Origin of the sequence: Neolewinella aquimaris, assembly GCF_014197245.1 — a bacterium.
In the GTDB taxonomy this organism is placed as follows: domain Bacteria; phylum Bacteroidota; class Bacteroidia; order Chitinophagales; family Saprospiraceae; genus Neolewinella; species Neolewinella aquimaris.
Map to the genome: position 1 here is coordinate 214,433 of NZ_JACIFF010000008.1, position 26,266 is coordinate 240,698.

Annotated in this window: 22 protein-coding genes; 16 read left to right on the forward strand and 6 right to left on the reverse strand. The window is 55.5% G+C overall.

Features of this window, described 5'->3' with window-relative positions; all coding sequences use genetic code 11:
- Positions 1-59 precede the first annotated feature (59 nt).
- The 15 genes from GGR28_RS15450 (at position 60) to GGR28_RS15520 (ending at position 18,117) form a co-directional block, all read left to right on the forward strand.
- On the forward strand, positions 60-833 hold the full coding sequence (locus GGR28_RS15450; protein ID WP_183496725.1) for a polysaccharide biosynthesis/export family protein: 774 nt from the start codon (positions 60-62) through the stop codon (positions 831-833).
- Positions 834-862: 29 nt separating this feature from the next.
- A complete protein-coding gene (locus tag GGR28_RS15455) occupies positions 863-3,181 on the forward strand; it encodes a GumC family protein (RefSeq protein ID WP_183496726.1) in 2,319 nt (772 codons plus the stop codon).
- Positions 3,182-3,195: 14 nt separating this feature from the next.
- The gene (locus GGR28_RS15460; RefSeq protein ID WP_183496727.1) at positions 3,196-4,626 is read left to right on the forward strand and encodes an oligosaccharide flippase family protein; all 1,431 of its coding nucleotides are present in this window, start codon (positions 3,196-3,198) and stop codon (positions 4,624-4,626) included.
- Positions 4,626-5,897 carry a hypothetical protein gene (locus GGR28_RS15465; RefSeq protein ID WP_183496728.1) on the forward strand — a complete coding sequence of 424 codons (1,272 nt, stop codon included), beginning with the start codon at positions 4,626-4,628 and terminating at the stop codon, positions 5,895-5,897. The genes GGR28_RS15460 and GGR28_RS15465 overlap by 1 nt, the downstream gene beginning before the upstream one ends.
- Positions 5,894-7,072 carry a glycosyltransferase gene (locus tag GGR28_RS15470; protein ID WP_183496729.1) on the forward strand — a complete coding sequence of 393 codons (1,179 nt, stop codon included), beginning with the start codon at positions 5,894-5,896 and terminating at the stop codon, positions 7,070-7,072. Before GGR28_RS15465 ends, GGR28_RS15470 begins: the two co-directional genes overlap by 4 nt.
- 3 nt (positions 7,073-7,075) lie before the next feature.
- A complete protein-coding gene (locus GGR28_RS15475) occupies positions 7,076-8,110 on the forward strand; it encodes a glycosyltransferase family 2 protein (RefSeq protein ID WP_406603761.1) in 1,035 nt (344 codons plus the stop codon).
- Positions 8,111-8,112: 2 nt separating this feature from the next.
- Positions 8,113-9,237, forward strand: coding sequence for a glycosyltransferase (locus GGR28_RS15480; RefSeq protein ID WP_183496731.1), 1,125 nt, complete (start codon positions 8,113-8,115; stop codon positions 9,235-9,237).
- Positions 9,234-10,199 (forward strand): glycosyltransferase, encoded by a 966-nt coding sequence (locus GGR28_RS15485; RefSeq protein ID WP_183496732.1) that lies wholly within the window; start codon positions 9,234-9,236, stop codon positions 10,197-10,199. The genes GGR28_RS15480 and GGR28_RS15485 overlap by 4 nt, the downstream gene beginning before the upstream one ends.
- Complete coding sequence (locus GGR28_RS15490; RefSeq protein WP_183496733.1) at positions 10,196-11,050, forward strand: polysaccharide deacetylase family protein; 855 nt, start codon at positions 10,196-10,198, stop codon at positions 11,048-11,050. Before GGR28_RS15485 ends, GGR28_RS15490 begins: the two co-directional genes overlap by 4 nt.
- Entirely contained in the window at positions 11,047-11,793 is a 747-nt protein-coding gene (locus tag GGR28_RS15495) for a formyltransferase family protein (RefSeq protein ID WP_183496734.1), read from the forward strand. The genes GGR28_RS15490 and GGR28_RS15495 overlap by 4 nt, the downstream gene beginning before the upstream one ends.
- Position 11,794: 1 nt before the next feature.
- The gene (asnB, locus tag GGR28_RS15500; RefSeq protein ID WP_183496735.1) at positions 11,795-13,642 is read left to right on the forward strand and encodes an asparagine synthase (glutamine-hydrolyzing); all 1,848 of its coding nucleotides are present in this window, start codon (positions 11,795-11,797) and stop codon (positions 13,640-13,642) included.
- Positions 13,643-13,680: 38 nt separating this feature from the next.
- Positions 13,681-14,841 carry a non-hydrolyzing UDP-N-acetylglucosamine 2-epimerase gene (gene wecB, locus GGR28_RS15505; protein ID WP_262890790.1) on the forward strand — a complete coding sequence of 387 codons (1,161 nt, stop codon included), beginning with the start codon at positions 13,681-13,683 and terminating at the stop codon, positions 14,839-14,841.
- Positions 14,838-15,854, forward strand: a complete 1,017-nt coding sequence (locus tag GGR28_RS15510) for a DUF354 domain-containing protein (protein ID WP_183496736.1) — start codon at positions 14,838-14,840, stop codon at positions 15,852-15,854. The genes wecB and GGR28_RS15510 overlap by 4 nt, the downstream gene beginning before the upstream one ends.
- Positions 15,855-16,223: 369 nt before the next feature.
- On the forward strand, positions 16,224-17,237 hold the full coding sequence (locus GGR28_RS15515) for a Gfo/Idh/MocA family protein (RefSeq protein ID WP_183496737.1): 1,014 nt from the start codon (positions 16,224-16,226) through the stop codon (positions 17,235-17,237).
- On the forward strand, positions 17,227-18,117 hold the full coding sequence (locus tag GGR28_RS15520) for a hypothetical protein (RefSeq protein WP_183496738.1): 891 nt from the start codon (positions 17,227-17,229) through the stop codon (positions 18,115-18,117). The genes GGR28_RS15515 and GGR28_RS15520 overlap by 11 nt, the downstream gene beginning before the upstream one ends.
- A gap of 197 nt (positions 18,118-18,314) precedes the next feature.
- Here GGR28_RS15520 and GGR28_RS15525 read toward each other — a convergent pair whose 3' ends face one another.
- The 5 genes from GGR28_RS15525 to GGR28_RS15545 form a co-directional block, all read right to left on the reverse strand.
- A complete protein-coding gene (locus GGR28_RS15525; protein WP_183496739.1) occupies positions 18,315-19,223 on the reverse strand; it encodes a 2-hydroxyacid dehydrogenase in 909 nt (302 codons plus the stop codon).
- The gene (locus GGR28_RS15530; protein WP_183496740.1) at positions 19,220-19,723 is read right to left on the reverse strand and encodes a VOC family protein; all 504 of its coding nucleotides are present in this window, start codon (positions 19,721-19,723) and stop codon (positions 19,220-19,222) included. The genes GGR28_RS15525 and GGR28_RS15530 overlap by 4 nt, the downstream gene beginning before the upstream one ends.
- 72 nt (positions 19,724-19,795) lie before the next feature.
- Positions 19,796-20,956, reverse strand: coding sequence for a mandelate racemase/muconate lactonizing enzyme family protein (locus GGR28_RS15535; RefSeq protein WP_183496741.1), 1,161 nt, complete (start codon positions 20,954-20,956; stop codon positions 19,796-19,798).
- A complete protein-coding gene (locus tag GGR28_RS15540) occupies positions 20,953-21,837 on the reverse strand; it encodes a sugar phosphate isomerase/epimerase family protein (protein WP_183496742.1) in 885 nt (294 codons plus the stop codon). Before GGR28_RS15540 ends, GGR28_RS15535 begins: the two co-directional genes overlap by 4 nt.
- A gap of 328 nt (positions 21,838-22,165) precedes the next feature.
- On the reverse strand, positions 22,166-22,597 hold the full coding sequence (locus tag GGR28_RS15545) for a VOC family protein (RefSeq protein ID WP_183496743.1): 432 nt from the start codon (positions 22,595-22,597) through the stop codon (positions 22,166-22,168).
- A 377-nt stretch (positions 22,598-22,974) separates the two neighbouring features.
- Between GGR28_RS15545 and GGR28_RS15550 the strand changes: the two genes are divergently transcribed.
- Entirely contained in the window at positions 22,975-24,015 is a 1,041-nt protein-coding gene (locus GGR28_RS15550; protein WP_183496744.1) for a proline iminopeptidase-family hydrolase, read from the forward strand.
- Positions 24,016-24,031: 16 nt separating this feature from the next.
- Here GGR28_RS15550 and GGR28_RS15555 read toward each other — a convergent pair whose 3' ends face one another.
- Positions 24,032-26,206: an MGH1-like glycoside hydrolase domain-containing protein gene (locus GGR28_RS15555; protein ID WP_183496745.1), complete on the reverse strand. Its 2,175-nt coding sequence runs from the start codon at positions 26,204-26,206 to the stop codon at positions 24,032-24,034.
- Positions 26,207-26,266 lie beyond the last annotated feature (60 nt).

The following is a 26,266-nucleotide window of genomic DNA, read 5'->3' on the forward strand; positions in this document are numbered from 1 at the left end:
GATTGGTTCAGTATCGCTTTCCCAGCCGGTGGGATTTTTCGGTATGTTAATTAGAGGCAATGAAAATATTTCTTCTTTTGATGCTAGGGCCCCTGTGCCTGCTGACCTCCTGCGTCCCCCATCGTGAGTTGGTCAATTACCAGCGGGGAATTACGGAATCATCACAACACATTGATAAGCTTCCCGAGATTAGGATACAGGCAAACGATGTAATCAGCATCGAGGTGTTTGGTCCCGATGAGAAGATCGTTGCTCCGTTCATCAATAAGACAACTACGGCCTCCAACATTATCGACGTCGATGCCATCCAGCTGGGCGGTTACCTGGTTTCGGACCGGGGGGAAATTGCATTTCCCCAGGTTGGCAATGTTGCGGTGGAGGGGAAGAGCGTCATCGAGATTAGGGAAATGATGTCCGGCTTACTGGAGCAATACATGAAAGATCCGGTAGTGAATGTACGCCTGTTGAGTTTTCGCGTCACCGTAAGCGGTGAGGTAAGCCGGGAAAGCTCGTTCAATGTCTTCAACGACCGAATTTCCATTCCCGAAGCGATCGCGCGGGCGGGTGGCCTGACTGATTACGCCAACCGAAGGAATATCCTGCTGGTAAGGGAAACTGGTGAAGATCGAGAGTATGTACGCTTAGATTTGACCTCGGGAGACGTTTTCAGCTCTGAGTATTTCTACCTTAAGCAGAACGATCTTTTGTACGTAGAACCCATACGGGCGAAGAGCGGAGCCATCCTTGATCAGACGTCAAAGACGGTACCAATCATTACGGCTGCCGCCACCATTATGGCCGTCATCATAAACCTTACTCAGAGAAACAACTAACCCGCTCGGCATCATACAATCTTATACGCATGAACGATCACTTACGGGGGCAAACAGATCTAGTCGGCGGGTCGGGCCGGAGTATCTCCCCCGTTACCGAGGTCGACTACCTCGGGATGCTGAATCGCTACTTTTTGCGGCGGTGGTACCTCTATCCGATTTTCGTGGTCGCCGCAGTGGCTGCCATGTACTTCTACCTTCAGACCAAGCAGGACGAGTATGCGGTCACGGCCCGTATCGCCATCCTGGAAGCCGATGACAACGGCGCCTCCGACGATTTACTACGTAGAAGTACCGAGTTGTTCTCCGCCTCCCAGAACGTTTACAACGAGATCGAGCGCATCACCTCCTACGAACTGATGCACTCGGTGGTCGAGGACCTGGGGCTCCAGTACGGATACTGGACAAAAACGGGGCTGAAGAAAAAGGATGGCTACCGCGATTTCCCCGTCCTGATTGACTCCTTCAAAGCGATAGGCACCCAACCCGTGGACCTGAGTTTCAGGTTGGAACCGGAAGATTACGCAAGCTTTCGCCTCTACAAGGAGGATACCTTAGTCGGCACCTATCCCTTTGACACTCTGTTTGCCAATAAATTCGGGGTTTTCCGCATTGCCCTCAACGGAGCGCTTCCCGACGGGGGAGAAACGCCGCTGTATGTTTCCATTTCCGATTTGCGTACAGTGGCCAGTGCGTACCTCGACCGCCTGAAGGCCGAATTCACCGGCATCAACTCTACCACGATTCTGCTACGAATCGACGATGCCATCCCCGCCCGGGGGATAGATGTCCTTACCCAGCTAATGAACAATTACAATGAGGGAAAGCTTGCCGAGGCTGACGCAGCTGCCCTCCAGACGCTAAGCTTCATCGACGATCGGCTACTGAAGGCCAACCGCCAGCTGCAACTTGTCGAAACCAACCTGGAGCAGTACAAACTCAGCAATGACATCGCCGACCAGTCGACGTCTAATCTCAACCTCGCCCTCGAGAATGCCGACCTGTACGGGCGGGAGAAAGAGGACATAACCCTAAAGTTGAGCGCGCTACGTTCCCTGGAGAATGCACTCGCCGTGAGTGAAGATGATCCACAACTGATCACGATCGACAACTTCGTTCTGCCCACCGGCCAGCTACCAGAGCAGTTGGAGCTCTACAACCGACTTGTGTTGGAACGTAAGGAGCTACTGATTACCGGTCAGCCGAACAACCCTGCCGTAGTTTCCATCAGTCAACGAATTGCGAGTTTGCGCCGGGCAATCGAAGGCTCGGTTACCAACCTGCGTCAGAACCTCGACGAACGACAGTCGCTTGCCCAGTCGCAGTACAATCGCGCACGGGGTCAACTGCGCAGCATGCCCTCCAAGCAACGTCAGGTGCAGGATCGGTCGCGGGAGCAGCAGATCATCGAAAACCTGTACGTATACTTATTGCAGAAGAAGGAGGAGACCGCTCTTGCCTACGTCAACAATGTCACTACGGCTAAGATTATCGACCCCGCCCACGTCAGTCCCGATCCCGTCAGCCCGAATAAGAAGCTATTTTACTTCTTCGCCCTGGTGTGTGGCGGGGCAATCCCCTTCTTTTATTCTGTTGGCCGGGAGGAGATCTTCAACTACAAGGTTGAGTCGGTTCGCGATGTCGAGCAGCTATTTCCCCGGCGCGAAATCGTAGGCAGGATCAGTCAATTACGCGGAAAGAACCGAATGCCGGTGGCCGATGCTTCGCGCAACCTAGTTTCCGATCAGTTTCGCTCACTGCGCAACAACCTTCTGTTTCGGTTCCCTGCATCCAGTAATTCCTTCCTGGTTACTTCGGCCGGAAAGGGGGAGGGCAAAACATTCGTGGCGATCAATCTGGCGCTGAGTTTCGCCCGTGCCCGTAAACGGGCGGTCGTCGTAGATTTTGATTTTTACCACCCCCAGGTAGCCGAATACCTGGATCAAGCGAACGGACCCGGACTTAGTAACTTTCTGCAGGGTGAAGCGGGGATAGACGACATCATTCACTCTACCGGAGACGAGTTGTGCGTAGACTACGTCCCCTCCGGAGACCACTCCGAAAACCCCGGCGACCTGATCTCGAATGAGGAGGGGTTAGCAACATTATTCGCCCATCTTCGGGAGCGCTACGACGTGATCATTCTGGACATGCCGCCGATCGGCATACTCGCCGATGCAGTCCTGCTCAACGGCTTCGTCACCGGTTCGCTGTACGTGGTGCGGGTCGGCGTGAGTACGAAGGCGTCCCTGAAACGGGAAAGACGGACCATCGATTCGAACCGCCTAAAAAGTCCTATGCTGGTTATAAACTCTACCAAATCAGCCAAGCAGGATTACTACCACTAGTCTATGCAACACGCGTGAAGTTCACCCCCACATCGTGGATCCAGGGCCTGCTGAACCATAAGGTGGTCAGGAACTTCTCCTATTTAGCGGTCGGCAACGCCGTGGCGCAGGTCATCAGCTTTTTTACCGTACTGAAGGTAACGAGCCTCCTGGCCCCGAACGATTACGGCCTGTTTACTTTTCTGTCGGCACAAGGTATGCTGCTCATTACCGTGGGCGACCTTGGCATACGGAACATCATCATCCGATCGATTGCCAGGGATGGGGACCGAACCAATGACCTGATGTTCAATGGCGTCATTCTCCGCACCCTATCGCTCGTCGTTCTGTCACTTCTGTACCTGGTCTACAATTTTTACTTCGGTACGCTGGGGGGCTGGCAGTTGTTTTTGGTATTCGCTTTTTCCTTTGTGAACGTTTTCAGCAACCTGTTCGAAAATGCTTTCCTGGGTCACGAAAAGATGCTGCCGCCGTCGATATTGAGCATTGCGCACAGTGTACTCTGGTTCATTGCCGTATTCACCATTCCGGCGGAGTATATCGACCCCGACCGACTTTTTCTCCTTTTCCTCTGCCTTCACCTGGGTAAGGCGGTGTTCCTCTATTACTTTCTGGTCAGATACAATCTACTTAAAGGGCAAATACATAACTTTTGGGTGTCTTCACGTGCCCTGCTGACCGAGAGTTGGCCGTACTTTCTGCTGCTGCTCGTCATGTTGCCCTTCACCCGGCTTTCCAATAATTTTCTGGACATTAACTCGACGAATGAGGAGGTTGGCTACTTCAACCTGGCGCAGCGGTTGATCGGTCCGGTCTCCCTGGTCCTTGATTTTGCCCTTGCGGCCGTATTCCCCAATTTATCCTCGCTGTGGGTAAGCGATCGTGGTCGCCTGAAGTCCCTCGTAAGCAATAGTTTTCAGTTCTTCATGCTCGCGGGCCTGTTCATGTGTTTTTCCTTTTCGCTGTTCATCCGGGAGGTTGTGGACTTGTTGTTCCCTGCCAGTTACCTTCCGGCCGTAGTGGTATGTCAGATGCAAATTTGGTACCTCTTCCTTACCTCCATCGATAGCGGCGTCGGCACCATACTGGGAGCCACCGACAACGAGCGTTACATCCTGCAACTTGGCATCGTCAATTCGCTCTGTGCCACGCCCCTGCTCTTTTACGGCAGCAAATTCGGGGCGGTGGGGCTTGCGTACGCTTACGTAGTTGCGTTTGCCGTATTCCAGTTTTACCTATGGTACGTTTTTCGCACCAAACTCGCCATCCGGGTCAAAGGAGCGGGCTGGGTATGGGGGTTGGCGACCGTCCTGTTTGCGGTAACGACCGCGGCGGACCGCTTCGTCACCGAGCAGGTGTGGTTAGCTAAGGGAGCGATTTGGTTCATCGTTAGTGGCGGGATCGGTTGGTACACTTTGCGAACCTATAAAACGGCGCTACGGTGATGCAGAAGTTCCTCGTTATTCTTTTCGTGCTTACGGCAACGGCTTTTTCGCTGAAGTTCTTTGATGCAAAGTTGCTTCCGGATAAGTTCCTGAATTACGTGAATTACGCGCTCATTGGCGGCAGTTTTCTGATTTCATTTCCCCAATTGATTGGCGTAAAGGGTGGATTTTCCCCAGTTGTTCGGCTCATCATAGGTGCGATTGTGTTCTCCATCCCCATGGCTTACCTGGTGTGGGGACAGGGGCTGAGTACGTCCATTTTTGAAACCCTCCCCTACCTTTCCTGGATCTATTTTTTCCTGCTGATTCGGCTAAATTTCCCGATTGCAACACTTGAAAAAGTGATCGTGGGTTTCAGTTTGGCTTACCTGGTTCTTTATTTCCTCCAGGTTGCGTTGGCACCTACCATATACTTTGGCCGGTCGCTCTGGGGAGACACGTTCTCGATGGATCGGGGGGTCATCCGGATTGTTTTTCCGGGAGCGGGGATCTTTATCCTTGGCGCGCTGATGGCAATCAACAAGCTCACTTCCCGCGCACCGGGCCGGCTACTCTGGATCGTCCTGGCGGTTATGGGTTTATTAGTTCCGGTAATGCAGGTGACCAGGCAGTTCGTCCTTGGTATGGTGTTGCTGTTTGTTTACCACCTGCTGCGCACCCAGAATATTTTGTTGCGGGTCGCTACCCTGGGAGCAGCGGGCTTACTCATTATCAGTTTGCTAAATGCCAACATTACCCAGATCGATGGCCTGGTCGAAGCGGGACAGCGCGACACTAAGCTTGGAGAAAATTACATTCGTGTCAAGGCCGGGGAATACTTTCTTACTGATTTCTCTCCCGAGTGGCCGGCTCGTATTTTCGGAAACGGTGTTTCACGGTGGGGAGAGGGGTACTACGGCGGCTTCGTAGAATCACTCGGGATCCATAGGGGATTTTTTCTTTCCGACGTCGGCATCATTGCGGTATACGCCAATTTTGGCCTGCTTGCCCTTCTTGGTTTTGCCCTGATGTGGTACCGCAGTTTCACCGTCCCATTGCCCTCGGAATACCAGTATTTAAAGTATTATTTGTGGTACCTGTTGTTCACCAGCGTGACCTGGTTTTCGGTTTATCACCACCACTACGTAATCGCGACGGCCTTTGCACTATACATCTACCACCGTATTCAGGTGGGGACCATTGTGGTGGAGGAGGATGACGGAAACACGCGGAAATACTACCTGTCAGAGGATACAGACTCTACTATCTCACCAGTTTACCATCAGCCATGAGTCAAAATATACTGCAATTCATGAATTATCAGCCGATCGTTTATTCCGGATTTGATAAGTTTAGTATTGCCCTGGGCAGCAGAATGCGAGCAGAAAATTACCAAACCATAATGGTCTATGTAGAAGGAATGGATCGCGCACCTTCCTCCCTAGCCGATGACATCGGTGCGGCTGGGTTGATCACGGAGATAATCAGAACGGAAGGGGGCTTTGTCAAGCAGGTCAGGGAAATCTATCGCTTGTTCAGAAAGTACCATCCCGCGCTGGTACATACTCACTTTGACGACCGAATGAAGGTTGCGATCACCGTGTGCGCCCGTCGCTTCGGCGTTCCCCTTATTACCAGTGTACACTCGGAAATAACTCCTTACAACTCCGTCGTGGACTACCGAGCGGCTAAGGGAGCGGTAAAAACATTTCTGTTCCGTAATTACCTACGCTTTCTTGCTTCGAGCAGCACGTTTTGTTTCTGCGTATCCCGTAAAGTGCAGGAAGAATATATCGACTTTGCCGGGCAACGAAGCAACGTGAAGGCACTATACCTGGGCGTCGAGGCGGGAAGCAATGATGAGAGCCCTGATTCTATTCGCCGGAGATTGGGGTTGCCACTAGAGAAGGTGCTGATCGTAAATGTTTCGGCAATCGAGTATATCAAGGGAATCGATACTATATTATTGGCCCTACACCGGTTACGAACGGAATACGGGCTGAGTGATTTCGCGTTTTGCCACATCGGTGGTCTCCGCAGTGGAGCGCAGACGAGCCAGCACCTGGAAACACTGAAGGAAACGATTACTGAGTTGAGCCTCAGTGAACACATACACTGGCTAGGGGTACGCAGCGACATTCTCGCTATCCTACCGGCCTTCGACATATACACCCAGCCTTCCCGCAAGGAGGGCCTGCCGGTTTCGGTTATGGAAGCCTGCGCTTGCCGCTTGCCTTGCGTAGGTAGCAATGTCAGCGGGAATCCAGAAATTATTCATCACGGGGAAAACGGTTACCTCATGACACCAGGAGACGATAAAGCCTTAGCTAAGTATTACTACGAACTAATCACCGACACAGAAAAGAGACGGCAAATGGGAGCTAAGTCCTACAGCATTTTTAGAGCGCATTTTTCCCTACCCACCCAGGTAGATCGTACGGTCGAATACTACAAAGCAGCCCTCTAACCGATGCACCAGCCCGTCATCTCCGTAATCATGCCCCTCTATAACGGCAGGCCGTACGTAGTCGCCGCTATTGAAAGCGTGCTGCAACAGAGGTTTATGGACTGGGAACTCTTGGTCATCGACGACGGATCCACCGATGGCGGACCGGAATTAGTGCGCACAACTTTTGTGGATCCTCGTATCCGCTTACTGGCCAATCCCAACAACCGGGGGGTGGCATATACCCGCAACGTAGGAATCGCAGCGGCCCGCGGAGAATTTCTTGCTTGGCTGGACTGTGACGATCTAATCACTCCGGATCGACTCCAGGCTCAGTTGGATTATCTGCACGAACACCCCGAACTAGGGGCCTGCGGGAGCTGGATACAGCGTTTTGGTAGCGGCAAGGAAGTAAGTACCCAGCTTCCGAAATCACCAGAAATCATCCGTGGGTTATTGCTCTTTACTCCAATCGTACCCAACGCCACGGTGATGTTGCGACTTAAACTGGTTGAAAAACTCGGTTTACGCTATGATGAATCCTTACCAATTGCGGAGGATTACGATTTCGTGCTCCGCTGCAGCCAGCACTTCCCCATTGGTATTATACCCCGAATCCTTTATCGCTATCGCGTGACAGAAAACAGCCTTACCCAACGCCTGGATACGGAAGAGGAAGCCGCCTTTGCCATTTCAAAAGTTGTGCACGGAAGGGCACTGGAACGTTTTGGGATGCAGGTGAACGAAGAGGAATTAAGAACCCACCGCATCCTTAATTCGGATTTGCTTTTTGCTACCTTTTCTCAGTACCGTGCAGCGCTTAGCTGGCTACTGCTACTCTTACGCCACAACGAGAAACATAAAATTTACGACCCAGCGGCTTTCCGCCGCGTTGGAGCTAACCGCTTTTATTTTATCAGCAAAAAAGCGTCCTCTTTCGGTATCCGAACGCTGATTTTTTACGTGCGCAATGCTGTTGCTCATAACCTGTTATACTTGAGCCCCGCCCCACTCGCGAAATTTGTATTCCGCTGCCTAATTCGCTACGACAAGTTCTAACTATGCCGGATAAGAAAAAAATCCTGTTAGTTACTCGTGACCAGTTTGGTTACCACGTCGATCCCTACGCCTACGCGCGGGAGCTGACCCGTCATTTTGAGGTGACTTATTTTTGTTGGGATTACGGTAGGCCACGCGTGGAAGCCCCCGGTGTTGAAGTAATCTATTCCAATCGAAACGGAAACCTGGTAGTGCGTAACCTACGGTTTCTGCGTGAATTAAGAGACCGGATACCGGACTTCGCGGTGACCCTGATATTTTATTTCACCGGAGCATCGCTCGTGCTGCCCGGTATGGGCCACTTGAAGGATCGGCTGATCTGCGACGTCCGTACCGGCAGCGTAAGTGGGAAAGTGACCCAGCGACTTTCCCTCAATACTCTGCTAAAGGCAGAAGTAAAAGCATTTCGTTACCAGTCATTCATTTCCGAAAGTTTGGGGAAGTCCCTCGGGTTTACTCGATTTAATGTATTACCTCTCGGAGCCTCTATTACTGCCGCCGCACCACGGTCTTACGATACATTACACCTTATTTACGTAGGCACTTTGGAGGGCCGGCACCTTGATGAGTCGATCGTCGGCTTGGGTAAGTTTTACCAGCGTCACACCGGTGTCGCGTGTAAATACACCATCGTGGGAAGCGGGTCCGAGGCTGACGTGCAAAAGGTGAGAACGGCAATTGCCCGCTACGGACTGGAAGAAATCGTAGAAATGACCGGATTTATCCAGCGCGATAAGATAGGGACCTACCTAGGCCGCGCTAACGTGGGCGTTTCCTATGTGCCGATCACCGACTACTACAACTTTCAGCCGGTTACCAAAACCTACGAGTATTTTCTTGCGGGCCTGCCCGTGATCGCCACCGCAACCCACGAGCATAAGCTGATCGTCGAACCGCATAACGGCGTCCTTATAGAAAGTACCCCGGAATCATTTGCTGAGGGGTTAGAAGAGGTCTATCGTCGGCGTAGTGAATATTCCGCCGCTGTCATTCGCGCGCGAGCGGCGCATTTTTCTTACGCGCACATCGTGGATACCCGCTTGGTGCTCTATCTCCGTGCAGTGTTGGGGGAAAAAGCAACTACGGCGACCGACTCTCGGCGGCGGGAAAATATCTCTCCTCCATGAAAGTACTCTACGTCACTAATATGTATCCGACGGAAAGCAACCCGGTTTTCGGGATCTTCGTAAAGGAGCAGATCGAGGACGCAGCGCGTTACCTGGATGTGTCCCAGGAGGTATACCTGATGAACGGAGTAGAGAACGGCTGGAAGGAATACCTGAAGGCAATCTTCGTGGTGCCCTGGAAGATCATGCGGGGCAATTACGACCTAATTCACGTCCATTTCGGCCTCTCGGGACTATGGCGGTTGTTCTACCGGCCAAACGTACCGGTATTTCTATCCCTACACGGGGCGGATATTCTAGAAAAACAGGGGAGGCACGTACAAGTGGCCATCACCAAAAAGTTGTTGCCCACAATGGATCGGGTATTCACCCTCAATGAGGAAATGAATACGATCGTGAGTCAGTACACCGATGCCTACGAGATGCTTCCCTGCAGCGTCAACGTCGATCTATTCAGGCCGGTCGAACGGGAGGCAACGCAGACCGATAAACTGCTGCTGTTTCCGGGTTCGCCGCGGGTGCCGGTCAAAGATTTTCCCCTGTTCGAACGAGTACTGGAAAAAGTGAGAAAACAGACGGGTTCGGAAGTAGCCTATGCCACCCTGGAAAACCTTTCCCGTACCGGAGTGAGGGATCTGATGAACCGTGCCGATTGCCTGGTAATGACTTCCGTCAGCGAAGGGTCGCCCCAGGTGGTGAAGGAGGCCCTCAGTTGCGGTCTGCCGGTCGTGTCGGTAAACGTTGGCGACGTAGCAAGTATGCTCGAGGGCGTACCGTACTGTACGGTGACCGAAACGCGGGATCCAGTGGTGCTGGCCGCGGCCGTAGGGGGTGCGTTTACGGGAGATCGTGAGCGGATTCGTCGGGCATTCATTGATAAGCGGATCTACGATCATGAATCCATAAGTCGCCGGTGGGCGGAACTTTACACGCGGGTGGGCCAACAAACCGTGAGACCATGAAGAACCTAATTTTTCAACTACTGGATCGGAGTGGACTGGTGCGTTTGTTCCGCGCTCTGAAGCAGCGGCGGGCGGTTACGATCCTGCTCTTCCACGACCCATCGCCCGCTGCTATGGAAATGGCCCTGGCTTACCTGACGGAGAATTACCGTATTATCAGTCTTGCCACCTATCTGGAAGCCAGGAAAACCGGAACTACCGAGGGATTACCGGATTATGCCGCGGTCATCACCTTCGATGATGGTCACAAGGGTAACTACGCACTTCTTCCAGTATTCAAAAAATATGGCGTTCCCGCTACCGTATTTCTCTGCTCCGCTATCGTGGACACCCAGCGCCATTTCTGGTTTCTCGAGGCCGAGGGGCAGTTGCCGGTGGAGGAGCTCAAGGGGTTATCTAACCAGGAACGGCTCGATCGCTTGTCCGAAATTGGCTTTGAAGAGCAAAAAGAATACGCGACCCGTCAGGCACTCTCCGCACAGGAGATCGGGGAGATGCGACCGTTGATCGACTTTCAGTCGCACACGCGTTTCCATCCCATATTAACTAATTGCCGGCAAGCGCGGGTGCGGACAACCCTGCAAGGAGCTAAGCAAAAACTCGAAGAACAGTTTGGGCTTAGTATCTATGCGTTGGCCTATCCGAACGGTGACTATGACGCTACGACCATCGAAGAAACGCGAAATGCCGGCTACCGCTGTGGGCTAACGGTGGACCATGGTTTTAATGACGACACGACCGATCTCTACCGGCTCCGTCGCCTCGACGTCAACGACACCTGCAACATCCACGAGCTGGTGGTAAAATCCAGTGGGCTGTGGCAACACCTCAAAGCACTGCGAAGATCATGAGAATCGGACTACTAATGAACCCCACGATCAGCGATTTCCGCAAGAATACGCTAAGGTCGATCATCGCCGACCCCGCCTTTACGGTGGTGATGGCCCTCATTGACGACCGCCCACAGGCTTCCGCCTGGAACCGGTTAAAAAAGAACCTGCGGCGGGGCAGGGGGGGCTACGTGGTGGTGATGGCTCTACGTAGACTTTTTGCTCCCGCGATCCCGCAAGAGAATTCCGAAGATTACTGCGACCGCCACGATATTGCCGTGTACCGGACCACCTCTCCTTACGCAGAAGAAGCACTTACCACTGTCGTAAATAGTAAACTCGATGTCCTGGTACTGGTAGGAGGGTTTGGCATCGTGAGAAAAAAAATGATTGAGGCAACACCGCTTGGGGTACTATCTTATCATCACGGAGACATGCGCCGTTACCGCGGTATGCCGCCCGCGATGTGGGAACTGTATAATGGCGAGACGGAGATGGGCATAACGGTGCAGCTCATCACACCGGGGCTGGATAATGGCCGACCAATCGTAGAGGAAGTAATCGGTATCGAAAGGAGGGACGACGTTGACCGCCTGACCGGCCGGGCGCTGAAGGTCAGCGAACCAATGTTGCACGCCGCGCTACGGCGGCTAGCCGACCCCGAGTTTGTAGCCCCGGAAATAGTCGAATTCGGTGACGTGTACACCCTACCGAATTTAAGGCAATGGCTGACCCTGCAGTATAGAATTTGGAAAAAGAAATAGCATGTGTGGAATTTTGGGAACCGTAAATATGCCGTTCGGCGGCGACGTTTTAGAGATGTTGGAGCACCGCGGCCCCGATGACAGGGGAACGGAGCGCATAGCAGTAAACAATTCTGTGGTACGCCTGGGGCAGTGCCGGCTCTCGATTATCGATTTGTCTCCGGCGGGGCACCAGCCGATGAACAGCAACTGCGGCCGTTACTCCCTGATCTACAACGGTGAGCTGTACAATCACCAAGACCTGAGGGACCGGCTACCGTCGGACATCAAGTACCGGGGGCATTCGGATACCGAGACTATTTTGCACTACCTAATCGCCCACGGAATCGAAGGAGTGAAGACGTTCAACGGCATCTTTGCCCTGGGTTTTGTAGACCGAGATGCTAAAACCGTGCAAATAGCGAGGGACCCCTTTGGCGTCAAGCCTCTCTACTATTACCATTCCGTAGAGAACAACCAGCTCGCCTTTGCTTCGGAGATGCGTCCGCTCCTGGCACTATCCGGGCGCAACGATATACGTAAGGACGCATTAGCGACTCTGTTGAGATTGCGCTACAATCCCGCGCCGGAAACGTTGTACGCTAATATCTGTAAGGTGCGGCCCGGACATTATCATCATTTTGACCTTACGGGCGAAAAAATGGAGGCGCGCGAGGTGGCCTACCTGGATGCCCTGCCCCCAACGCGCGTGTTGTCCAATAGCGCGGCCGTAAGCTACTACGGCGAAAAGATCACCGACGCGGTCCAGCGGCAGTTACTCTCCGATGTAGAGGTAGGTATACTGCTCAGCGGCGGGGTTGACTCAGCCATAGTCGCAGCACTGGCTTGCGAAATTAGCGGTAAGCCCCTGAAGGCATTTACGGTTGGCTTCTCGGGAGCGCACCGGGAGGATGAAGTCGAAGATGCAGCAGAAACAGCTGAGCTACTCGGTCTGGAGCACCACGTGAAGCGCATTGATTTCACCGATTTTCTGGGTTCGATGCGTGAATGTGTCCGGATCGTTGAAGAGCCCCTGGCCACCACTTCAATCATTCCGATGTACTACCTGGCGGAACTGGCCGCTCAGCACGTGAAGGTTGTTCTGACGGGGCAGGGAGCCGACGAGCCGTTGGGTGGGTACACGCGCTATAAATCAGAACTACTCCGAGAAAAGATTCCCGGTTTTTTGCGTGCTCCCATCACGGGAATGCTGAACGAGAGTGGCATTCGCAACGAGACAGTTCTTCGGGGAGCCGCCGCGCTCGCTGAAACCGACGAAATGACCCGCTTCCTGGTTGCCTCCCAGGTTTTTACATCAGCGGAGATTATGGAACTGATTGGTACCGATGACAAATTGAGTGTACAGCGGGTGGTTTACTTCTACGACCTACTCAATTGTCAAAGCAGGGTGGACGGAGCCGAGAGAATGATGGCCCTGGATAGCCGACTTAATCTCGCCGACGACCTGCTGAGTTACACGGATAAAATAACGATGAACTTTTCGCTTGAGTGCCGGGTGCCCATGTTGGATCTGGAACTTGTGCGGTACATTGAATCATTACCCGTGGCAAGCAAGCTGAATCTCAGGGGTGGGAAATTGGTCCACAAGCAGTACGCCCAGGAACGCCTGCCAGCTAGGATCATTCAGCGTAAAAAAAAGGGGTTCCAATCACCAACCCAACACTGGTTCCGTGGCGGTATCGGCGAGATCGAATCCCTCTTACTGAGCGGGGATTCCGCGTTCGGAAAAATTTTTAACCTGCCGGCAGTACGCAAGATTGTCGCCCAGCACCAGTCGGGATACAACCGGGAGAAGCAGATATTTTTACTACTAAGCATTTATTTCTGGCTGGAAATGCAACCGGAATAAATATGGAACAAACTATGAACAAGAACACTATGAAAATTATGTCAGTAGTCGGAGCGCGACCGAATTTTATGAAAATCGCGCCCTTTATTCAGGCCATTGACCGGCACAACGGGGCGGGGGGTGAGCAAATTGACCACGTACTCGTACACACGGGGCAGCACTACGACGACCGGATGTCGGCTTCCTTTTTTGAATCGCTGGGCATACCCGCCCCGGACGTAAACCTTGAGATAGGATCGGGCAGTCACGGTGTGCAGCTGGGGCAGACCATGATGGCTTTCGAGCCCGTAGTGGTGGAGCACGATCCGGACTGGATAGTGGTCGTAGGCGATGTAAACGCTACGCTATCCTGCTCCGTAATCGCAAAGCGACTTAAGAAAAAAGTCGCTCACATTGAAGCGGGTCTGCGTTCGGGTGACATAGGAATGCCGGAAGAAATCAATCGCCTGGTAACCGATCGCCTTTCCGACCTCTTGCTTACGCCAGACCGGATATCCGGAGAGAACCTTGCCCGAGAAGGAGTCCCGGAAGAAAGGATCCGTTTTGTCGGCAACATCATGATCGACACCCTGGAAAAAAGCCGGGAGGGGGCGGCCAGCGGCATCGTCAGCGAGATCATCCGTGCCAACGTCATCGGAGGCCAACCAAAAAAGGAAATTTCCCTTGCCGACAATACCTACGGATTGATGACCATGCACCGGCCCTCAAACGTAGACCACAGGCCGATTCTGACGGCACTGATGCGTTTCTTGATGGACGAGGCAACTCAGAGGTTGCCCCTCGTATGGGCCCTGCACCCGCGCACCCGCAAACAACTACAGGCTTTCGGCCTTTGGGACGAAGTCCTTTCCCACCCCCGCCTGCTCCTGCTGGAGCCCATCGGTTACCACGCCATGCTACGCCTGAACATGGGTGCCAAAATCATGCTGACGGACTCCGGTGGCCTTCAGGAAGAGTGTTGTGTGCTGGGAACACCCTGCCTAACCCTGCGCTTTAACACCGAACGGCCCATCACGCTGCGCGAACACGGGGGGGCGAGCGTACTGGTGGGCAACGACGTGGAGCACATTCGCAGGGAACTTGACGCTACCCTCAATTTGCCGAATCGGCCCGTTTCTCCCGAATACTGGGACGGTAAAACGGCGGACCGGATCGTAGCGGCCATCATGGCGACCACGCGGCAAGTTGTCGCCGCATGAAGATCTGGCTTGACTTCATAAACACGCCCCAGGTTGCTTTCTTCGTGCCGTTTATCCGACGGTGGGAAAGTGAAGGGCACGAGCTGCTGCTGACTTGCCGGGATTCGGGAAACACCGTCGGACTGCTGCGTCAGCACGGGCTGATCTACCACGTGGTTGGCCAGCGAGTCGGCACGGGAACGTTCGACAAGGGCAAGCAATTTGCCGGTCGGATGCTGAAACTTTTCCGTTTCGTGCGTACCCGCAAGCCGGACGTGGCGGCGGGACAGAGTAGCTTTTATTTACCCTTGATTGCTAAGCTACTGGGCATTCCGAGTTTGTACACCAACGACAACGAGCACGCGCGTGGAAACTTTTTCGGCTTCCGCTTCGCTACGCGGGTATTCCTGCCCGAACCCCTGCGGGGCGCATCCATCACCCATAAATCTTACCTGAAGGAGCGGTTACAGTTTTACCCCGGCGTAAAGGAGGCTATTTACCTTTCTCAGCAACCCGAACTGCTGGCTGCCATCGAAGAACCGAAGCACCAGATTTACTTCCGGCCCGAACCGTGGTCGGCTGAGTACTACGACGGTCCGCTCAATTTTTTCGACGAAGCCCTGCGGCAACTGGCCGGGAAATACGAGGTAGTCGTACTGCCCCGTGATAAAAACCAGGCGGACCACTACCGAAAGCCGGAATTTGCCGGACTACGGGTACCTGATGGTCCGCTGAAGCTGCGCGACATCGTTTCCGGTTGCCTGCTCTTCATCGGGGCGGGCGGGTCGATGACGCGGGAACTGGCCGTTTTGGGCGTTCCCGTCGTCTCCATTTACCAGGCGGACTTGCTGGCCGTAGACGAATACCTCGTCCATAAGGGACTGCTACGCGTGAACCCGGCACTAGACTATCCAGGCATTCAGAAGTTGCTGAGCGAGTCGGAAGAGAAGCCACGCGACCAGTCGGTGTTAAAAACTGGCACTATTGCGTTCGATCTTATTTGCGAAAACACCATAAATTTACATCTGCGTTAGTCAATCAGGTGATCGGGTTGGATTTTGAGGGCAAGCTTTCCCGGTTGAAAATCTTGCCTAATTCCCGTCCCGGAAATACGTATTACCCCCGAAAAAGCACGAGTAGTCTGGAAGGCTGTGTGGAAGTTGCCACAAAATTTCTCCTCACGCCCTTATATTTATAAAAACCAGTATATGAATCATTATCTTACTTAACGATACGGATCACCTGTGATTTTGCCTAACAAGTGAACCGATACGCACTGAAGGCTGGATTGTCGCTTCCGAAAGTTGCGGTCTTGTTGCGTTTATACCCCCGTGCTTATGATGTGAAAATATGTTGTTGACTGGATTTGACACTTAACCTTACGTTTTACGAACACTATCACTATGAACACACTAAGAGCCGCAATCGTCGGCCTCGGCAAGATGGGCCTTTCCCATGCCGCAATTCTCACCGCACAGCCCCAGGTAGATATGGTGGCCGTTTGCGACACCTCCGTCATCGTCACCAGTGCCTTTAAGAAGTACGGCAAGGCGAAGGTATACGGTGACTTCCGCAAGATGCTCAGAAATGAGAACCTCGATCTTGTAGTTATTGCTACGCCCACAAAGTTGCACTACGACATGGTCAGGGCCGCCCTTGAACACGGGGTCCACGTCTTTTGCGAAAAGCCCTTTAGCCTGAACAGCGCAGAGGGTCAGGAACTGGTGCAACTGGCCGAAAGCAAAGGCCTGGTCAACCAGTTGGGTTACCACAACCACTTTATCGGCACCTTCCGGGAAATGAAGCGCCTGTTGGAAAATGGGGTCATCGGAGAGCTTGTTCACTTCAGCGGTGAAGCCTACGGACCGGTAGTCACCAAGGAAAAAGTAGGTACCTGGCGGTCGAAATCCAGCGAGGGTGGAGGTTGCCTCTTCGACTATGCTTCCCACGTGCTTAATTTATTGCAGGAAGTGGTCGGTCGTCCGGTAAAGATCAACGGCAGCCTGCTCAAGCAGATCTACTCGAAAGGAGTGGAGGATGCCGTCTACACCTTGCTTACCCTGGAAAACGGATTGACGGGCACCCTGCTCGTCAACTGGAGCGACGAGACCTACCGCAAGATGTCCACTTCGCTCACCGTGCAGGGTAAAAACGGTAAGATCGTCTGCGACGCCACCGAGATCAAGATCTACCTCAAGCAGGCCAACGCCGCCGAAGGACTCGAAGCCGGATGGACGGTCAAGTGGATCACCGATCTGGCCATCCCCGTCGGCTACTACCTACGCGGTGAGGAGTACAGCGCCCAGATCGAGTACTTCGTTGCCAACGTACGGCGCCAGCAGCCCGGTACCATCAACACTTTTGAACAAGGACTTTACACCGATAAGGTCATCGAAATGATACAAAATGCAGCTTAATTCCTCCCTCGACCGAGTCCTTTTTGGAGATAATCAATTCTTCGGAGTCAACCATGCCTCGGATGAAAAATCCCGCGCTCAGGCCATGCGGTTTAAAGACGATCAATCCATCATCCGGGTACTAGATCAGGCCATCGACCTCGGAGTACGCACCTTCATGTGTACGACCCACGACCGAATTGCTAACATCTGTGACCACATACGGACACACCCCGATAGATACCGCTATTTCAAGGTCCTCCCCTGCATGCCCTACGCCCATAAGTACGCGAATGCAGTAACGGAGTTGGGAATCATGGGCACCATCAATCAGTACGTACCCGGCAGCATTTTCGGAACCTTCGCAAAGGGGGGCATGGCCATGGTCCAAGGCAACTACAGCAAGTTGATGCAGATCCTGATCGATGCGGAGATGAAGATGTTTGCAGGAATCGACACACCCGTCATCTTCATCCAAAACGTACTGGTTGACATGATCCTGGGCCTCGGCATGTACGATGTATTCCGTGACTACGACGACTACATCCGGAAGAGATATGGCGCTGAACCCGGGTACATCACCATGAATATGCCCGACCTGGTGGATGCCCTGGAGTCAGTAGGAATCTACAATCCCATCATCTGTTCCTCCATCAATAAGGCGGGTTTCCGCATGTCCGGCGGAATTGAGCGCAACGAAAGGTACCTCCGGGAAAAAACCTTTCGCCCCATTGCTATGCAAGTTCTGGCTGCGGGTACACTGAGGCCGAAGGAAGCATTTGCCTACCTCGCCCAATTTCCCCGCATCGAGTCGGTCCTCTTCGGCTCCAGCTCCAAGCAACACATTGCTGAAAACATTGAATTGATCGAAAGCACCTCTATGGTCGCCCAGGAAGTGTAACATTGGCGGCAAAATCATTTGCCCGAATCGCTCAACCGGTAAACGAAATGGAGCACTGGTGTTACTCTTAGGTGTATTACATTCAGTGCTCCATCCCAAATGTCCTCTTGAGATTGTTCCACACTGTCCCGAAAAGGAATACAACCCGGAAAGACGGGCGGTGCAGGGTCGGCTTGGAAAGCCTCAACCTTGGTTTTTTACACCTCATTTACCCGGTACACCGCCTCAACTTCCACCCCGCCCAAATGGTCCGCTACGTGCCGCAGCCCGCGGTCCGAGAGCTCAAAGAAGGTAAGCGCCGTGAGACTCGCCGCGTGGGGGGTGATCAGCACCTTCGGGTGATCGAGTAGCCGTTGGCGGAGGTCATCGTCCGCCGCGACCATCAGATCGCTGCCGTAGCCGCCGAGGTGGCCGGATTCGAGGGCCTCCAGTAGGGCCTGGGCATCCACGACCTCACCACGGGCCGTATTGATGAGGAAAGCACCCGGCTTCATCCGCGACAGGGCGGCCGCGTCGATCATGTCACGGGTCTGATCGGTGAGGGGGACGTGCAGGCTTACTACGTCGCTATCCGCCAGTACCCGTTCGCGCTGAATTTGATTCCGACTTGCTCCGCTTATCTTCATACCCATTGCACCTGCGATCCCGCCCACCTTTTGTCCGATGTCGCCCATGCCGATTATGCCCAGTTTTAATTGGCGCAGTTCCTGACCGGCGTAGGCATCACGGTAATTCCAGTTGCCCTGCTTCACTTCGCGGACCAGGCGGTACATCCCGCGCACCAGCATGAGCATGAGCCCGATGGTGTGCTCGGCCACGGTGTCGGCATTGGCGCCCGGCACGTTGAGGACCTGAATGCCGCGTGCGGTAGCGTAGTCCACATCGATGTTGTTCACCCCTACCCCGTTCCGGACGATCACGGAGAGGTGCGGACAGCGGTCGATCAACGCCCGGTCGACTTGCTCTTTGCCCCTCACGACAATGGCACGGACGGCGGCAAAATCTTCCGGCTCCTCCCCCGGCATCACGATGGTAAACCGGTCGGTCGGAAGGCGTGACAGCGCGCGTTCATCTACGGATTCTAAAATGTATACGACTGGCTTCATCCTTTCTCCTGGCTCGGCGGGTGATAAAGGGTGGCGTTTTCGGCTTTGTAGCCTCGGAAATCGTTGCGCCCCGAGACGTAGAGGCCCTCCTCGTAATTGTCCTCCTCGAAGATCTTGGGATCGATCTCGTCGCCCGGAAAGGAAGTAAGCTCAATGAGGTTACCGGCCGGGTCGCGAATGAAGGCCTGCATGGCACCGTCGGGCAGCCGCCTCACCTTTCCCCAGGGCTCTATGTCGATGCGCCCCTGCTCTTTCATGCGCCAGTACATCTCGCTGAAGTCGTCGACCCGCACGCACAAATGTCCGCGAAAGCTACGACTGTCCTCCCATTCGCTCAGGTGCAACTGGGTAGTATCGGTAATGCGAAAAAATGCCGTCGGATAATCGAAAACGAAGGCGGGAATCGGCTCCAGGCCCATCTCTTCTTCATAAAAACGCGCGGCCTCCTCTAGCTGGTCGACGATGAGGGTGACGTGGTTGATTTCTGCTATTTTGCCCATGGGAAGGGGTTGAAGGGGTGAGGGATTGAGGAGGTGAGGGGAGGAAGGATTGAGGAGGCACTGACCCGTGAGCTAGACCCTGAATTTTTGGACGAAGTCGGGGTTGATCTCGAGGCCGAGGCCGGGGCGGGTGGGTTGCTGGATGCGTCCGTCGGCGACTTGGGGGGCTTCCTTGACGAGGTCGTAAAGTAAGGGGTTGCCGCCGAGGGAGTGCTCGATGTACACGGCCGAGGGGCTGCTAAAGGCCAGGTGAACGCCGGCCATGAAGGAGAAGGCGGAGCCCCAGCAGTGGGGAGCCAGTTCGAGTTGGTGGGTTTCGGCGAGGGCCGCGACGCGACGGGCTTCGGTGATGCCGCCCACGATGGCGCAGTCGGGTTGGAGGACGTCGACGGACTTGTGCTCGATCAGATCGCGGAAGTCGAAGCGGGTAAACTCGCTCTCTCCGGCGGCGATGGGGGTCGTGGTGCCGCGGCGGATCTCGGCAGTGCCGGCCTTGTTGTCGGAGGTGACGGGCTCCTCGAACCAGTATAGGCCCAGATCTTCCGTCATGCGGGCGAAGCGGCGGGCCTCGGTAACCGAGAACGTGCCGTGGGCGTCGACCATGATGTCGATCTCTTGGCCGAGGGCGCGGCGGGCCTCCTCCACGCGGGCGACGGTTTCACGGACGGAATTGTCCATCACGCCGACCCGCATTTTGATGCCGCCGTAGCCGTGGTCGACGTAGCTTTTAAGTTGGTCGCCGAGCTTATCCACCGCGGCCCAACCCCCGCTGGCGTAACAGGGCATGGATTCGCGGCAGCTGCCCCCCAGTAGTTCGATGACCGGCACACCGAGGCGTTTGCCCTTCAGGTCCCAGAGGGCTGTGTCGATGCCGCTGAGGGCGGAGATGGTGGTGCCCCGGTTACCCAGAATGGGGAATACGCGGCCACGATCGCGGGCGTAGTGATCGCGGGAGCCATTATAGACCGCTTCCCAGACGGCGGTGATATTTCCGGCTTCCATGCCTACGAGCTGGGGAGCCAGTTCCTGCTCAATGCAGGTGACGATGGAGGCGCAGGCACCGGTGGCCCCGACGGCGGCCTTCGCTTCTCCGTAGCCGGTGTGGCCGTCCTCGTCGGTGACCTCTACCAGCGTCATGTCGAAGTGGGTGAGCTGACCGTAGTCGGAGCGCCACTGCCGGCCGGCGGGGATGGGGCAGCGGAGCCAGTAGGCTTTAATGTGTTTTATTTTCATAGCAGGGGCAGCAGGGTTTCGGCGGATTTGCGCGTCAGGAAGGTGTAGAACTCCTCGGTCAGGGCCGAGCTGCCGTGGTCTTCGAGGAATTTGCGGGCCTCCTCGGTGAGTCCCTGCGGATCGGTGTCGATGCTGTCGGGGTGAGGGTTGGCGGGGGTACGGTCGACTGGAGCGGCGAATTCCACGGAGAGGGGACCCGTAAAGCCGACTTCCTTCAGCGTACCCACCAGTTCCGGCCAGTCGATCGCGCCCATACCGGGGGCCATGCGGTTGTTCTCGGCAACGTGGAAGCCGACGAGGCGGTCCTTCGCTTTCCGGATCGTGGCCAGCGGATCGGCCTCCTCGATATTCATGTGGAAAATGTCGAGGCACACGCCGCAGTCGGGTCCGGTAGCTTCGGCAAGGGCCAGGGCCTGGTCGCCGCGGTTGATGAAGTAGGTTTCGAAGCGGTTGATCGGCTCAATGCCCAGCTTTACGCCGGCGGTCTGGGCGAATTCGTAGCATTCCTGCATGGAGGCCACGGCCCACTCCCACTCTTCTTCCGGGCGGGCACCGGGTACAATTTTTCCTACGGTGCCGGGCACCACGGAAACCATCTCGCCGTCGAGTTCCTTGACCATCGTGATGATGTCCTTCACGTACTGCACGGAGTTTGCGCGCTCGCCTTCGTCCGTCGCCAACAGGTTGCGTTCGCCGAGCATCAGGGTGACGGAACCCCAACAGTTGACATGGTACTTTTTCAGTAGACGGCGCACCTCCGCGGTATCGTAATCGGCGGGCGTCCCCTGTATTTCCAGGTATTCGTAGCCCAGCGGGGCGATGCGGGCGAGGGTGGCTTCGAGCGTCTCGGCGCGCATCCAGTTGTGTATGGCAAGTGGCATAGTGGGTGGTTAAACGGTTGCGTCGCAATATAGGGCGGCGGGGCGCGGGTGCAAAGCAATTTGGCCACCACCATTAATGACCACTGGATACCCGAATTATAGGCGAGGAGCGAGACTACTTAATGGCAGTACGGGGGCACAAAATCCGTGTGCCAATCCGTGGGAGACGAAGTCTATCCGTGGTGAAATAAATTATTAGCGCTGCCGGAGGCGGCTTTTTGCTTTCGCGGTCAGAGACCGCATCGTACTTCCGCGGTCGGAGACCGCATCGTACATCGCTGCCGGAGGCAGCATCGTACGGGGCAGCATCGTACGGGGCAGCATCGTACTAGCTATCGTGGTTGAACATCCACTGCACGCCGTACTTATCCGTACACATCGCGAAGTAAGCTCCCCAGAAGGTATCCTGCAGTTCCATCGTGACCTTGCCCCCATCGGAGAGCGCGTGGAAGAGGCGGTCCACTTCCTCCCGCGAGTCGGGGGAAAGGGTGATGTGGTAATTGTTGCCCACCTTCACCGGCATGCCCATACTCGGCGGTGAGTCGCTTCCCATGAGTAGGTGCCCGCCCATAATGGGGAGCTGTACGTTCATCACCAGCTGCATGTCTTCCTCCGCCAGCGAGGGCATCCCCTCCTGCGGTGGAGCATCGCCGAAACGGGAAATCCCGCCCTGAAACTCACCGCCGAAGACGGAGCGGTAGAAGGTAAAGGCTTCTTCGGTCTGGTCGGAGAAGTTGAGGTAGGTGGATACGGAGGCCATGGGGGAGAAGGGGGTGAGGGAGTGAAGGAGTGAGGGAGTGAGTGAGTGAAGGGGTGAGTGAAGGGGTGAGGGAGTGCCTTAAATATAGAGGTTTAGGACTTTGCCGAACGGTTCGTGGCGTCCCACGGTTCGTGGCGTCTCGCCGCGGTCACTATGGGTCAAGAGTCTACCGCGGCATAGCGGTTCGTGGCGTCCCGCCGCGGTCACTACGGCTTGAGAATAATCCGCGGCGAGGCGCCACGAACCGATACCGCCGCGGTCACTACGGGTTGAGAGTATGCCGCGGCGAGACGCCACGAACCGATACCGCCGCGGTCATCATCACCACCTTTGTCCACCGTGCCCCGATTCGTACTTTACGTACAAATTCTCTATCCATGCTTCGACTCTTCAGTGCTATATCCGTCCTCTGTATTGCTGCCTGTACCCCAGCCGGAGATGCGCAATCGGATCCCGTCCCGCAGACTGAAAGCTATTACTCTACCGAGGGCCGCGACGACATACTCTCCGGCGGGGCAAGGATGATTCCCATCACCACGCCGGTCGGGGAATTTCGGGTTTGGACCAAACGGGTCGGCAATAATCCCCGCAAAAAAGTACTGCTGCTACACGGCGGTCCCGGCGCAACCCACGCGTACTTCGAGGCTGCCGACAGCTACTTCCCGGGAGAGGGCATCGAATACTACTATTACGATCAACTGGAAAGCGGCAACAGCGACCACCCCAATGACCGCAGCCTGTGGACCACCGATCGTTTCGTCAGCGAGGTAGAACAGGTACGCACCGCCCTCGGACTTGACCAGAACAATTTTTACTTGCTTGGTCACTCCTGGGGCGGCATCCTGGCTATGGAATATGCCCTCGCCCACCAGGAAAACCTGAAGGGACTCATCATCTCGAATATGATGGCTTCGGTACCCGAGTACAACACCTACGCCCAGGAAGTCCTTGGCCCGAAAATGGACCCGGAAGTCCTTAAAGAAATCAAAGCCCTGGAAGCCGCGGAGGACTATAAAAATCCCCGCTACGAAGAGCTCGTCACCAACAACTACTACACCGAGCACGTTCTGCGCATGCCCCCGGAAGAATGGCCGGAACCGGTACTACGGGGCCTCGGCGGCATCAACTACGACATCTACCTCGCCATGCAGGGCCCCAGCGAGTTCGGTATCATGAAGGGGGCCATTCTGGAAGACTGGGACCGCAGCGGCGACCTGAGCAAGATCACCGTCCCCACCCTCGTCATCGGCGGCGAGCACGACACCATGGACCCGGAGTATATGGAATGGATGGCCGGCGAGTTCCCTAACGGGGAATACCTCTACTGCCCCGAAGGCAGCCACATGGCCATGTACGACGATCAGGAAACTTACTTCGAAGGAGTTATCCGTTTCATCAACGCTGTAGATCAGCGATGACCGGTGGGTGGCATACTCACGCTTTCGTCAGCCGCAGGTAATCGAGCAGGGCCACGTTGACCTCGCCGTCCATGTTGTGGTTCCAGTCGGCGAAGTACAGCCGCACGGTGTTAGGACCTTCCCTCAGCGTAACCCGGTGCGCATTGGTGTGCCCCCAGTTCGACCAGTCTCCGGCACCACGCTGGGGAAAGACTACCGCACCGGCATAGTTGCCGTTGACCGTCAGGCTCCGGATCGCGCATTTATTGTCGGTGTTAATCGGTCCGCTCCCGTTGGCAAAGCGAACATCCAGGAGGTACGTCCCCGCCGCCGGCACTTCGATCGAAAAGTCGATCTCCCGATTCTCGTGGAGGCTTAGCCGGATGAAGCCCTTACCGGTATAATTTTCGGACGGGAATCCGGAGGCAGGTGCGTAAGCCTCCGCCTGGTACACGTGGACGACCGGCGTGATCGCAACCGGCTCGCTGGCAAAGGCCTCGTGGCCGAACTCATCGACGGCCGCCACCTGGTAGGAAGCGAAGGTTCCCAGGGTAACCCGGAAACGATTGTCGGTGGTGTCGGCCAGCAATTCTCCATTGCGGTATACGTGATAGTGGCTGGCACCGAGCACCCGGGTCCACTGCAGGACATCCCCCACCCGGCCGGCCCAGAGGGTGGGCAGGGAGGACTGATTCCGTACCTCCGTAATCGTGCGGTAGGGCAGGTCGTGATTGTCGAGTTGAATGTCGATGACGTGGTGGCCCGTTGCGCCTCCCCCGATAAAGGCCATCTCCGCCGGGTCACCGTCGATGGTCACCGTACGTATCCGGCGGCCGTGGCCATGTACCGTGATGTCCAGGGTAGCACCACGGTACCGAAATCCGCTGAGGGTACGCTTACCGGCAAAGGACCGCGGCACGGTGGGATGGAAGTACAGTCCATCGGCCCGAAATTCCATACCCAAAAACACCCGGTAAGCCATGGCCAGGTTTCCGGCGATACTCCAGAGCATGCGGTGGGAATTTACCTCAGTACCGACGATGCCGCCATTCTCGCACACCAGGTTTTCGTAATTGCTCAGGGCGAGGGCGGCGGTGCGGTACAGGGCGCCCAGCCCGTGTTCCAGGGCGGCGCCGTTGCCGGTACGCGCCGCGGCCCAGTTCCAGTATGCCTGCACGAAGGGCCAGATGGCATTGTTGTGGTAAGGGGGCATATCCGGAATCTGGGGATATATGCAACTCACGCCGAAGGGGGTGTGGGGCGACCGCTCCATGATCGACGCAGCCTGTTCACTGTCCGCAATGCCGAAGAGAACGCAAAGGGCTTCCCCCAGGGCTTCGAAGCGGGGAGATACGAGCAGCTCATCGCGTCCGTAGAGAAATTGCCCGTAGTACCCCTTATCCAGGAGCCAGAGACGATCGTTCATGGCTTGCTTGATCGTGGCGGCGACCTCCGCGGTATCCCCGGTCGATCGTCCTAGCTCCTGCCCCATGCGCACCAGAATATCGTGGGCCCGGTAGTGCACCGCATTGGTACCGAGGCAGAGGGATTCGTAAATGTCGGCACTGTCCATCCAGCGCGGATAAGTCTGTTCGCGCCAGTCGAGAAAGGAAGATTCGCCCCGGTACAGGCCGGTTCGGGGGTCCGGCAGCGTCTTGGCGTCGTCCGTCAGCGTATCCCTCACGGTCGGAAACACTTCCTCCAGCCAGTCGCGGTCGCCCGTGACCCGGTATACCTCCCAGGCAGCCAGCACCCAGGTGGTGCGATCGGAAGACACGGGCCAGGCCCCGCCGGTACCGGTATCCTGTACGATCCGCCCCCGCCTCACTTTAGACCGAAGGCTGGCCATCACCGCCGCCGGATCGTGTATCGCCATGGCCAGCAACGCGCTGTAACTAACGTCGCGGGTCCAGACGCCCGACCACTTTGCGCCGGTGCGCAGGGTACCGTCGGGTTCCACATTTCGGTGGGCTTCCTGACGGGCAAGATTGAAGAGGGCATCCACTAGTGGATGGTCGGAGGTGTACATGGGGCCCGGGGGCACGTCCTCGGCCAGTTTCCATTCGGTGGCGGGATCACGGTCTTCCCGGATCGTCTCCCCGTAGTTGGAGCGCAGGTGGGCGGCCGAAAGGGCCTCGGCGTAGGTTTCCCCCTGTTCGATCCGGTTGGCGTGAAGGGTGTAGTAAGTAGACGTGAATAGGGGCGGGGGCATAAACGGGCGGCTTGTATGTTCTCAATGGCAACCGGGGGGACGATTGTTCGTCCACGCCAT